Source organism: Stenotrophomonas sp. YJH_SMC_37 (genome assembly GCF_059370035.1).
Window position 1 is genome coordinate 399,660 of record NZ_JCAFTG010000004.1, and the last position, 11,283, is coordinate 410,942.

The window sequence follows — 11,283 nt, forward strand, 5'->3', positions numbered from 1 at the left end:
CATGTTGGGAAAACTCTCTCTTGAGTCGATCCCCCACGATCCGATCGTGCTGACCACCCTGGTCGGCGCGGTGCTGGGTGGCCTGGGCGTCGTCGCCCTGATCACCAAGTTCAAGCTGTGGGGCTATCTGTGGAAGGAGTGGTTCACCTCGGTGGACCACAAGAAGATCGGCGTGATGTACCTCATCGTCGCCTTCGTCATGCTGCTGCGCGGCTTCTCCGACGCCATCATGATGCGCACCCAGCAGGCGCTCGCCGTCGGCGGGTCCGAGGGCTACCTGCCGCCGCACCACTACGACCAGATCTTCACCGCCCACGGCGTGATCATGATCTTCTTCGTGGCGATGCCGCTGATCACCGGCCTGATGAACCTGGCCGTGCCGCTGCAGATCGGTGCGCGTGACGTTGCGTTCCCGTTCGTCAACTCGCTCAGCTTCTGGCTGTTCGTGGCGGGCGCGGTGCTGATCATGCTGTCGCTGTGGATCGGTGAGTTCGCCGCCACCGGCTGGCTAGCGTTCCCGCCGTTGTCGGGTATCGAATACAGTCCAAGCGTCGGCATGGACTACTACATCTGGGGCCTGCAGGTGGCGGGTTTGGGTACCACGCTGAGTGGTATCAACTTCTTCATCACCATCCTGAAGATGCGTACCCCCAGCATGAAGCTGATGCAGATGCCGGTGTTCACCTGGACTGCCCTGGTGACCAACGTGCTGATCGTCGCTGCCTTCCCGGTGCTGACCATCACCCTGGTGCTGCTGACCCTGGATCGTTACCTGGGTACGCACTTCTTCACCAATGATGGTGGCGGCAACGCCATGCTGTACATCAACCTGATCTGGATCTGGGGTCACCCGGAGGTGTACATCCTGGTCCTGCCGGCGTTCGGTGTGTTCTCCGAAGTCATCGCCACGTTCTCGCGCAAGGCGCTGTTCGGCTACAAGGGCATGGTGTACGCCACCGCCTGCATCGGCGTGCTGTCGTTCATCGTGTGGCTGCACCACTTCTTCACCATGGGCTCGGGTGCCAACGTCAATGCCTTCTTCGGCATCACGACGATGATCATCTCGATCCCGACCGGCGTGAAGATCTTCAACTGGCTGTTCACCATGTTCCGCGGTCGCGTGCACTTCACCACCCCGGTGCTGTGGACCATCGGCTTCATGGTCACCTTCGTCATCGGCGGCATGACCGGCGTGATGCTGGCGATCCCGGCCATCGACTTCGTGCTGCACAACAGCCTGTTCCTGATCGCCCACTTCCACAACGTCATCATCGGCGGCGTGGTGTTCGGCATGTTCGCCGGCATCACTTACTGGTGGCCGAAGATGTTCGGCTTCCGCCTCAATGAGTTCTGGGGCAAGTGCGCGTTCTGGTGCTGGTTCATCGGCTTCTACGTGACCTTCATGCCGATGTACGTGCTGGGCTTCATGGGCATGACCCGTCGCCTGCAGAGCACCGTCAACCCGGCCTACGAGCCGCTGCTGCTGGTTGCTGCCTGCGGTGCGTTCATCGTCGGCGCCGGCATCCTGTGCCAGATCATCCAGGTGGCCGTGTCGATCCGCGACCGCAAGAAGACCGTGGACCTGACCGGTGACCCGTGGGATGCCCGTACGCTGGAGTGGGAAACCTCCTCGCCGCCGGCCTTCTACAACTTCGCGACCCTGCCGGACGTCACCGAGCTGGACGATTTCTGGGAACGCAAGCAGCGTGGTGAAGCCTGGCCGAAGCCGGCCAAGTACACCGACATCCACATGCCGCGCAACACCGGCACGGGCGTTGTCATCGGTGCCTTCAGCCTGGTGTTCGGCTTCGCGATGATCTGGCACATCTGGTGGCTGGCCATCGTCGGCTTCGTCGGCATGATCGCCACGTTCATCTACCGCACCTTTGACCAGGACGTGGACTACTGGGTCCCGGCCGCCGAGGTGGAACGCATCGAGAACGCACACCGCAAGCACCTGGAAGCCCAGGGCCTGGTGAAGTCGGAGCTGAAGGCATGAGCACCAATACCTCGACCCTGAGCCACGGGCACGCCGCACACGCGGCGGCCCATGGCCATGACGACCACGAGCACCACGACACCGGCGGCAACACCGTCTTCGGTTTCTGGGTGTACCTGATGAGCGACTGCCTCATCTTCGCCTCGCTGTTCGCCACCTACGTGGTGCTGGCAGGCGGTACCGATGGTGGCCCCACCGCGAAGGACCTGTTCGAGCTGCCGTTCGTGGCGTGGGAAACCGCGCTGCTGCTGACCTCGTCGCTGACCTTCGGCCTGGGCATGATTGCCATGCACCGCAAGCAGATGGGCCAGATGTACCTGTGGCTGGGCATCACCTGGCTGCTGGGCTTCGGCTTCATGTGCATGGAAGTGTGGGAGTTCCAGCATCTGATCCATCAGGGCTACGGTCCGGACCGCAGTGCCTTCCTGTCGGCGTTCTTCGCCCTGGTCGGTACCCACGGCCTGCACGTCAGCGCGGGCCTGCTGTGGCTGCTGGTGATGTTCGTGCAGCTGAAAAAGTACGGCCTGACCGCGACCAACAAGACCCGCATGGCGTGCCTGAGCCTGTTCTGGCACTTCCTGGACCTGATCTGGATCGGCGTGTTCTCCGTCGTCTACCTCAATGGAGCGCTGTAATGGCACATGACAACCATGCACACGACCACGGCACCGGCGGCGAAAGCCACGGCAGCGTGAAGTCGTACCTGATCGGCTTCGTGCTGGCGGTGGTGCTGACCGTCATCCCGTTCTGGATGGTGATGTCGGGCGATTTCTCGCGCACCGTCAACGGTGTGGTGATCGCGGTCACCGCGGTGCTGCAGATGCTGGTCCACCTGGTGTTCTTCCTGCACCTGGACCGCTCTTCGGAAAGCCGCTGGAACGTCAACGCGGCGGCCTTCACCGTCGTGGTGATCGGCATCATCGTGATCGGCACCCTGTGGGTCATGCACAACATGAACGTGCACATGATGCACTGACGTCCTCGCGACGTTGCCACGCAGAAAGGCCGCCCTCGGGCGGCCTTTCTGGTTTTCCGTTGTCCGGTAGTGCCGGCCGCTGGCCGGCAATCGCGGGAAGCCGGCCAGCGGCCGGCTTTACCCCGCCACCCGGCGCAGGAACTCCTCTGCCTCCATCGGCCGGCCCAGGTGGTAGCCCTGCAGCTGGTCGCAGCCCAGCTCGCTCAGGTACTCGCGCTGCGCCTGCGTTTCCACGCCTTCGGCCACCACCTGCAACTGCAGGGTGCGGCCCAGCGCAATGATCGACGACACGATGGCGGCATCTTCGTCGTTGCATTCCAGATCGTGAACGAACGCGCGGTCGATCTTCAGTTCGGTGGCCGGCATGCGCTTGAGGTACAGCAGGCTGGAATAGCCGGTGCCGAAGTCGTCGATGGCGATGTGCACGCCCATCGTGGTCAGGTCGTTGAGGATGGCCAGGCTGGCATCGACGTCCTTCATCGCGGTGGTCTCGGTGATCTCCAGGGTCAGCCGGGCCGGTTCGATCCGATGCCGCTGCAGTACTTCGCGCACGCTGTCCAGAAGCGCCGGCGAGGCGAACTGCAGCGGCGACAGGTTCACCGCCATTGTCCATTCCGCATGCCCGGCATCGTGCCATGCCCGCAGCTGCGCGCAGGCCTGGTCCAGTACCCAGTCACCGATCGGCAGGATCAGGCCGCTGCGTTCGGCGATCGGAATGAACACATCCGGCGCCAGCAGCCCCAGCTCCGGGTGCTGCCAGCGCAGCAGCGCTTCGGCGCCGGTGGCCGGTGCGCCCGCGGCCGGGAATTTGGGCTGGTAATGCAGGATCAGTTCGTTGCGGGCGATGGCCTTGCGCAGGTCCTGCAGCAGGCGCAGCTGGCGATTGGCACTGAGCTGCATCGAGGGAGTGAAGAAGGTATAGCCGTTCCGCCCGGTTTCCTTGGTGTGGTACATCGCCGCATCGGCGTGCGCCATCAGTTCGCGCTCATTGCTGGCGTCGTCCGGGTACAGGGCGATGCCCAGGCTGGCGCTGACCTGCAGTTCGGCCGCATCCAGCGTGAACGGCTCACCGGCGGCGGCAATGATGCGCTCGGCCACCACCGCCGCATCGTCGGGAATATCGATGGCCAGCACGATCACGAACTCGTCGCCGCCGAGGCGGGCGAACGTGTCCTGCGGGCGCAGCAGGCCGCCGATGCGCTGCGCCACCGCCACCAGCAGGCGGTCGCCAAGCTGGTGGCCAAAGGCATCATTGACCGCCTTGAAGCCATCCAGGTCGCAGAACATCACCGCCACCGCATGATTGCGTCGCCGCGCCTTCTCGATGGCCTGCTCGATGCGGTCCTGCAGCAGCATGCGGTTGGGCAGCTGGGTCAACGGGTCGTGCAGTGCCGCCTGGATCAGCTTGTCGTTGGCGTGCGCCAGCGAATCGGCCAGCAGCCCGGTGCGCACGCGCATCTGCCGGTCGAACAGCGAGGCCACCAGGGCGATGCCCAGCGTGGCCACGGTGGTGACGATCACCAGCACCGCCAGCCAGCGCGTGTCGATGCCGCCGCTGCCGACGGCGCCACAGATGCTGCCTTCGGGGAAGCGCGCCGCCGCCATGCCGGTGTAATGCATGCCGACGATGGCCAGGCCCATCACCAGCGATGCGAGCGCGCGCAGCAGCAGGGTGTTGCGCTGCTCGGCGCGCAGCCGGAAGGCGATCCACAACGCCGCACCTGCGGCACCGATGGCCACCGCAATGGAGGCGGCGAACCAGCCGGGGTGATAGTCGATGCCCGGCTGCATGCGCATCGCGGCCATGCCCAGGTAGTGCATGGTGGCAATGCCCAGGCCCATCAGTACCGCACCGGCCAGCAGCTGCCGCCACGGCAGGCTGGGGCGCGACACCAGCCACAGCGCATAGGCCGAAGCGCCGATCGAGACGGCCAGCGAGTACAGGGTGATGCCCAGGTCGTAGCCGACCGGAATCGGCAGGTCGAAGGCAAGCATGCCGATGAAATGCATCGACCAGATCCCCAGGCCCATGGCCGCCGCGCCACCCGCCAGCCACCAGCGTGCCACGCGCCCCTCGGCCGTGGCCAGGCGGCCGGCCATGTCCAGCGCCGTGTACGAAGCAAGAATGGCCACCAGCAGCGAGATGGCGACCAGGCTCTGACTGTAACTGCCAGTCATGTTGAATCCAGAGGGAGAGGGAGGGGCGCCCGCAAGGCGCACGCCCGCGACAGCTATCGGCGCGGGTGGACGGGACTTGAGCGGTCGCAGCACCTGCGACCCGGCTCGGCTATCCTGCCACGCCTGTTCCCATTGCTGGAAATCATCCGATGGCAAAAGCCCGCACCGCCTACGTCTGCAATGAATGCGGCGCCGAATTCAGCAAGTGGCAGGGGCAGTGCACCGAGTGCAACGCCTGGAACTCGTTGTCGGAGATCGTGCTGGAGAGCGCGGCGGCGGCCAAGGCGCCGGCCTCGCGGCGGGCCGGCTGGGCCGGGAAGATCGACCCGCCGAAGATCACCGCGCTGAAAGACGTGGAGCAGACCGAGCATCGCCGGGTCTCCACCGGCATCGGCGAGTTCGACCGCGTGCTGGGCGGCGGCCTGGTCGAAGGCGCGGTGGTGCTGGTGGGCGGCGACCCGGGCATCGGCAAGTCGACGCTACTGCTGCAGGCGGTGGCGAAGATGGCCGCTGAACTGCCAGTGCTGTACGTCACCGGCGAGGAGTCGCTGGCCCAGGTGGCTGGCCGTGCGCATCGCCTGGAGCTGCCGCTGGACGGCGTCAATGCGCTGGCCGAGACCGGCGTCGAGTCGATCCTGCAGCACGCGGCCAAGGCCGGCCCGCGGCTGATCGTGGCCGACTCGGTGCAGACCCTGTGGACCGAAACGCTGACCGCGGCGCCCGGCTCCGTAAGCCAGGTGCGCGAGAGCGCGGCACGGCTGGTGCGCTTTGCCAAGGAAACCGGCACTGCGGTGTTCCTGGTCGGCCACGTCACCAAGGAGGGCGGCATCGCCGGCCCGCGCGTGCTGGAGCACATGGTTGATGCGGTGCTGTACTTCGAAGGCGAGAGCGGCAGCCGCTTCCGCCTGTTGCGCGCCTTCAAGAACCGGTTTGGTGCGGTGAACGAACTGGGCGTGTTCGCGATGGGGGACAAGGGCCTGAAGGAAGTCTCCAATCCATCGGCCATCTTCCTGTCCGGCGGCAGCACCCATCAGCCGGGCAGCTGCGTGATGGTCACCCGCGAGGGCACGAGGCCCCTGCTGGTGGAGGTGCAGGCGCTGGTCGATGCATCGCCGCTGTCGAACCCGCGCCGTGTCGCGGTCGGCCTGGAGCAGAACCGCCTGGCGATGCTGCTGGCGGTGCTGCATCGGCACGGCGGCGTGCTGGTCGGCGACCAGGACGTGTTCGTCAACGTGGTCGGCGGCATCCGCGTGCAGGAGACCGCCGCCGACCTGCCGGTGCTGCTGGCGGTGCTGTCGTCGCTGCAGGATCGGCCGCTGGCGGAAAAGACGATTGCCTTTGGCGAGGTTGGCCTGTCCGGCGAGATCCGCCCGGTGCCCAATGGCGAGGACCGCCTGCGCGAGGCAGCCACCCATGGTTTCAAGCGCGCCATCGTGCCCAAGGCCAACGCGCCCAAGGGCGGCTCGGTGAAAGGCATGGAAGTGATCGCGGTAGAACGCCTGTCCGAGGCCATCGACGCGGCGTGATGCCAGCCCTGTAGAGCCGAGCCCACGCTCGGCTGCTTTCTGTGGAGTCGAGCCATGCTCGACTGGTGGTCGAACAGCAGCCGAGCATGGGCTCGGCTCTACAAGTGTCCAATGCAGTAACGGTCAGCTTCACTGTGCTAGTTTTTCCCGCTCGACGAAGACGCCCTCTGGCGTCTTTCCGTGCCCAGGAGTAAACGATTACATGCAGGACACCGCGCTCACCGCCCCCAACGCCGAGATCCGTCGCGCCGGGGTCGATCTCAATGGACTGATGACGGTGCTGGGCAAGCACCTGTATTCCACCCCGGTGGTGGCGCTGCGCGAACTGGTGCAGAACGCGCACGACTCGATCATCCGCCGCCGCATCGAACAGCCCGGCGTCGCAGTGCCGTCGCGCATCTCGGTGCAGGTCGATGCCGGTGCCGGCGTGCTGCGCATCTCCGATACCGGTGCCGGCCTGACCCGCCAGGAGATCCACGATTACCTGGCCACCGTCGGCGTCGGCTATACCCGTGGCCTGCGCCAGGGCGGCGAGGACGATGAGGGCCTGATCGGCATGTTCGGCCTCGGGTTCCTGTCGGCCTTCGTGCTGGCGCGCCGGGTCAGCGTGCGCACCACCTCGTACCAGACCCCGGACCTGGGCCATCTATACGTGTCCAGCAATGCCGAGCAGTACACGGTAAGCGAAGTGCCGGCACGTGCGGTCGGCACCGAGGTGGAACTGGAGCTGCATCCGGATTTCCTGCCGCTGGCCAACGAGGCGCGCCTGCACGAGGTGCTGGGCCGCTACTGCGCGCTGCTGTCCGAGCCGATCTTCATTGGCGCTGCGACCGAGGCGATCAATCCCGAGCCGCCACCGTGGCGCGGTCAGGGGAATGTTGCCGTGCATCCGGTGCAGGCCCGCCGCCAGGCGCTGCAGTTCGCCGCGCGGTTCGAGCATGATTTCGAGCCGATCGTCACCGTGCCGTTGCGTGCCGATGGCAACAGCGATGCCACCGGCCTGCTGTGGGTGCAGGACGGCGCCACCTATGGCACCAGCGACAACCGCAACCTGTCGGTGTTCGTGCGCGGCATGCTGCTGGATGACGACGCGCGCGACCTGCTGCCGCCGTGGGCCGGTTTCATCGGCGGGGTGATCGAATCCTCGCGGTTGACGCCCACCGCCAGCCGCGAAGACCTGCAGCGCGATGACCAGTACCGCGCGGTGCAGCATGCACTGCTGGAGGCGCTGATCGACGGCCTGGCCGACGTCGCGAAACAGCAGCCGGAAGCCTGGCGGCGCGTGCTGACCCGCCACAACGAGGCGCTGCTGGGTGCGGCACTGTGCGATGAGCGCCTGTTCGAACTGCTGATGGAGCATGTGCGGGTGCCGACCTCGCAGGGCGATCTGCCGGCCAGCGCGTTGCCGGCGCGCGGTGCCGTGCATGTCATCCTCGACAACGGCGGTGGCTTTGAAGAGATGCTGTTCCGCGCGATGGGCGTACCGGTCGCGCATGGCCATCGCTACGCGGTGGTGCCGTTCCTGCGACGCTGGGCACAGGCCAAGGGCCTGCGCCTGCTCGAGCTGGGTACCGAGCAGGGCAACCGTGCGCTGTTCCGCAGTGATGACAGCCTCGACGAGGCGCAGCTGGCCTGGCTGCGCGAACAACTGGGTGACGGCGAACAGTTGCTGCCGGCACGCTTCAGCCCGGAGGCGCTGCCGGTGGTGGTGGTGCCCGACCGCGAGGCCGAGCTGAAGCAGCGCCTGGAAGACGACGAGAACGACAAGCGCGTATCGATGGCGGCGCTGCGCCTGGCGCGCCAGTTCACCGCGCGCATCGAATCACGCGCACCATCGCGGCTGTACCTCAACCTCGACAACCCGGCGGTGCAGGCGCTGTTGCGCGCCCAGCGCGAGGGCCATCCGCAGGCCGAGGCCGCAGCCCGCCTGCTGCGCTCGCTGAAAGTCATCGTCGCCGCGCAGGGCCGCCCGCTGGCACGCGCGAACGCTACGCCCGGCCCGGATCTCAACGGCGCCTTTACCGATATCGCCGGTGCCCTGCAGCAGATGCTGCGCTGAGCACCGCACCTTCTCATCCAGCCTTCGCTAGACAGGAGCAATTACCCCCATGGACATCTGGAACTGGGTCGAAAAGCTGCAGGGTGACCTGCGCCAGGCCGGCCAGGCGCAGAACGCGCACCTGCTGAACCGTCTCGCTGACGAGGTCAGTGAACTGCAGATCGACCGCGTCGATGCGCTGCTGCCCGAAGCGCGCGCATTGGGCAAGGCGTTGGACAACCCGTGGGTTGACGTCTATGTCGGCCACTGGGCGCTGCGCAACCGCGTCGGCAACCGCGTGGAAGGCGAAAGCGCACTCGGCGAAGCCGTAGCGCTGTTTGAACGCGCGCACCGCGAGGACACGCTGGAATGCCCGCAGTCGATCTGCGTGACCCAGGACCTGGCCGCCTGCTACGGCAACATCGATGGCCCGGGCTGGGTGCCCGAGCGCATCGAGGTCTGCGATGAAACACTGGGTCGCATCGACCCGAGCTGGGCCTGTTTCCAGTGCCTGAGCTGCGAGAAGGCCGATGCGCTGCTTGATGATGGCCGTGGCCAGGCGGCACTGGATTACCTGCAGGTGCAGGCCGATGCCGTGGAGGCCTGTGGCAAGGAAGTGTTCGACAGCTTCCCGGAGATGCAGATCAAGATCCTGCTGGGCATGGGCCGTGCCGATGAGGCACTGGCGCTGATCGAAAAGCGGGAGGCCGAAGTTGCTGCGTCCGGAGAGTACGAGCCGGCCAACTGCACGGTGCCGCGCCGCCTGTCCAAGGCCTGGGCGCTGGCCCAGCTGGGCCGCGACGAAGAGGCGCTGCAGCAGCTGGTGCCGTGGAGCGAACTGACCCCGAACTACTGGCGGCTGTGGGCAAACACCGCGGCAGCGCTCTGTCAGCGGGATCCGGCGCGCAATACGTGGGACCTGGGCACGCGCTTCAACACGATCATCGAGCACTTCGCCCGGGTTGGTTCGCATCGCCTGCTGATCGAAGTGGCTGCGCTGAGCCTGGAGCTGGCGCTGCAGCGTGGCGCGCGCTGGGTCGCACTGCGGCAGCTGGAACTGGCCCGCACCCATCTGGCGCAGCTGCGCCAGGACCGTGGTGCCGCGGCCCTGGTGGCCGGCCTGGCCGCGCGCATCGAGGCATTGCCGGACGTCGCGCCGCTGCCGGTGCCGGCCGGCGAGCTGCTGGCATGGCTGGACGCGCAGGGCGAACAGAACCAGTCGCGCGATCCCGAGCGCGAAGCGCAGTGGTTGCTGCAGGCGCATGCCGAGCTGCCCGATGACGAGGCGCTGGCCGACATGGCCGCCTCGGCACTGAATGCCTGCGGCGCGCAGGCCGAGGCGCGGTCGCTGCTGTGGCGGTTCGTGCGCGGCCATGCGCAGCACGATGGCCCCGCGGCCTACACGCTGATGCGCTGGCTGGCCGAACAGGGCGACGACGACGGACTGCGCCAGCTGGCCGATCTCTATCGCGGCAGCGTGCCGGTGTTCGCGCACTGGTGCGAGGTGCAGCGTGCACGCCGCGTGTCCGACTGGCCGGCGCTGGAGCAGGCGGCCCGATCGCTTCTGGAGCTGTCTCCGGGCTCGCACGGCGCGCGCGGCACGCTGGCGCGTATGTACATGGAAACCGGCCGTTTCAGCGACGCCCAGGCCTGTTATGCACAGCTGGTGGAGCTGCTGGAGGAGCCCAATGCCGCGCATTGGGACCACATGAGCGCAGCCAGCGCGGCGCGCGACTGGGACGCCGTGCGCCGCTCGGCGGCGGCGCTTGGCATGGAATTGTCCAGCCAGGAAGGTGTGGTCGAGGAGCCATGGGGCTGGGTGATCATCCGCAGCGAAGAGAACGGCGAGCCGATGGAGTACTACGCCCGTCGCAGCGGTCCGGTGACCGCGCGCATCGTCGAGAACGCGCCGTCCAACCGCGCCCAGCAGGTGGGCGACTGGGTGGTGTTCGATGCCGCGCTGGTGCATCCGGCACCCGAGGAGGAGGAAGCGCGCGAGCATTTCATCCCGACCTACTCGCAGGTGCATGTGCTGGAGCGCGGCGGCTTCGCCCGCAGCTGGATGATCGATGGCGCGCACCCGGGCGAAGAGGCGTGGAATGCCTTCGTCGAGGCGGCCGAAGCACAGGGTTGGAAGGTGTGGTCGCACAGTCGACCGGACTACACCGTCACCGACCCCGATGTGGAGGAGGGGACGCTGCCGGGCCTGCTGTTCACGGTGGCCCAGCCGCAGGACCATGCACCGCTGGCACTGCACCGCTTCCTCCAGCAGCAGACCGCGACGTGGCCGCATCCGCATTGCTGGCTGCGGCTTGCCGAGGCCTGTGACCAGGACCGCCAGCCGCATCTGGACGTGATCGAGCGTTACGGGCTGTAAGTAGAGCCGAGCCTGCGCTCGGCTTATGCTGGAAAGCAGCCGAGCATGGGCTTGTATGTTCCTCCCGGCTCCTACGCGGTATGTAGGAGCCAGGGTGGAGGGACCGTCAACATGATATCTGCGGATAGCAGCCGACAGACGAGCCGAGCGATCCCCATCCCGCACCTTAACGTCGATAAAGGATCTAGC

At 66.6% G+C, this 11,283-nt stretch carries 7 protein-coding genes; 6 read left to right on the plus strand and 1 reads right to left on the minus strand.

The window, feature by feature from the left end; all coding sequences use genetic code 11:
• Position 1: 1 nt before the first annotated feature.
• The 3 genes from cyoB to cyoD are packed head-to-tail and all read left to right on the plus strand — an operon-like array spanning position 2 to position 2,975.
• Positions 2-1,999, plus strand: coding sequence for a cytochrome o ubiquinol oxidase subunit I (gene cyoB / locus AC5P8J_RS08850; protein WP_019659275.1), 1,998 nt, complete (start codon positions 2-4; stop codon positions 1,997-1,999).
• Positions 1,996-2,634, plus strand: coding sequence for a cytochrome o ubiquinol oxidase subunit III (gene cyoC / locus AC5P8J_RS08855; protein WP_019659274.1), 639 nt, complete (start codon positions 1,996-1,998; stop codon positions 2,632-2,634). Before cyoB ends, cyoC begins: the two co-directional genes overlap by 4 nt.
• Positions 2,634-2,975 (plus strand): cytochrome o ubiquinol oxidase subunit IV, encoded by a 342-nt coding sequence (cyoD, locus tag AC5P8J_RS08860; protein WP_005415725.1) that lies wholly within the window; start codon positions 2,634-2,636, stop codon positions 2,973-2,975. The genes cyoC and cyoD overlap by 1 nt, the downstream gene beginning before the upstream one ends.
• Positions 2,976-3,092: 117 nt before the next feature.
• Here the strand turns inward: cyoD and AC5P8J_RS08865 are convergent, their stop codons facing one another.
• Positions 3,093-5,153: a putative bifunctional diguanylate cyclase/phosphodiesterase gene (locus AC5P8J_RS08865; RefSeq protein WP_227853919.1), complete on the minus strand. Its 2,061-nt coding sequence runs from the start codon at positions 5,151-5,153 to the stop codon at positions 3,093-3,095.
• 149 nt (positions 5,154-5,302) lie between these two features.
• Here AC5P8J_RS08865 and radA point away from each other — a divergent pair, with 149 nt between their 5' ends.
• The 3 genes from radA to AC5P8J_RS08880 all read left to right on the plus strand — a co-directional run bounded on the left by radA (position 5,303) and on the right by AC5P8J_RS08880 (position 11,094).
• Positions 5,303-6,679 carry a DNA repair protein RadA gene (radA, locus tag AC5P8J_RS08870; RefSeq protein ID WP_019659272.1) on the plus strand — a complete coding sequence of 459 codons (1,377 nt, stop codon included), beginning with the start codon at positions 5,303-5,305 and terminating at the stop codon, positions 6,677-6,679.
• 202 nt (positions 6,680-6,881) lie between these two features.
• Positions 6,882-8,738, plus strand: a complete 1,857-nt coding sequence (locus tag AC5P8J_RS08875; protein ID WP_111101811.1) for an ATP-binding protein — start codon at positions 6,882-6,884, stop codon at positions 8,736-8,738.
• A 49-nt stretch (positions 8,739-8,787) separates the two neighbouring features.
• Entirely contained in the window at positions 8,788-11,094 is a 2,307-nt protein-coding gene (locus AC5P8J_RS08880; protein WP_227853918.1) for a tetratricopeptide repeat protein, read from the plus strand.
• Positions 11,095-11,283 lie beyond the last annotated feature (189 nt).

What these genes read in the sequence shown, in the direction of transcription:
- cyoB (WP_019659275.1), top strand. Translation starts at nt 2, where the DNA reads ATGTTGGGAAAACTCTCTCTTGAGTCGATCCCCCACGATCCGATCGTG.
- cyoC (WP_019659274.1), top strand. Translation starts at nt 1,996, where the DNA reads ATGAGCACCAATACCTCGACCCTGAGCCACGGGCACGCCGCACACGCG.
- cyoD (WP_005415725.1), top strand. Translation starts at nt 2,634, where the DNA reads ATGGCACATGACAACCATGCACACGACCACGGCACCGGCGGCGAAAGC.
- AC5P8J_RS08865 (WP_227853919.1), bottom strand. Translation starts at nt 5,153, where the DNA reads ATGACTGGCAGTTACAGTCAGAGCCTGGTCGCCATCTCGCTGCTGGTG.
- radA (WP_019659272.1), top strand. Translation starts at nt 5,303, where the DNA reads ATGGCAAAAGCCCGCACCGCCTACGTCTGCAATGAATGCGGCGCCGAA.
- AC5P8J_RS08875 (WP_111101811.1), top strand. Translation starts at nt 6,882, where the DNA reads ATGCAGGACACCGCGCTCACCGCCCCCAACGCCGAGATCCGTCGCGCC.
- AC5P8J_RS08880 (WP_227853918.1), top strand. Translation starts at nt 8,788, where the DNA reads ATGGACATCTGGAACTGGGTCGAAAAGCTGCAGGGTGACCTGCGCCAG.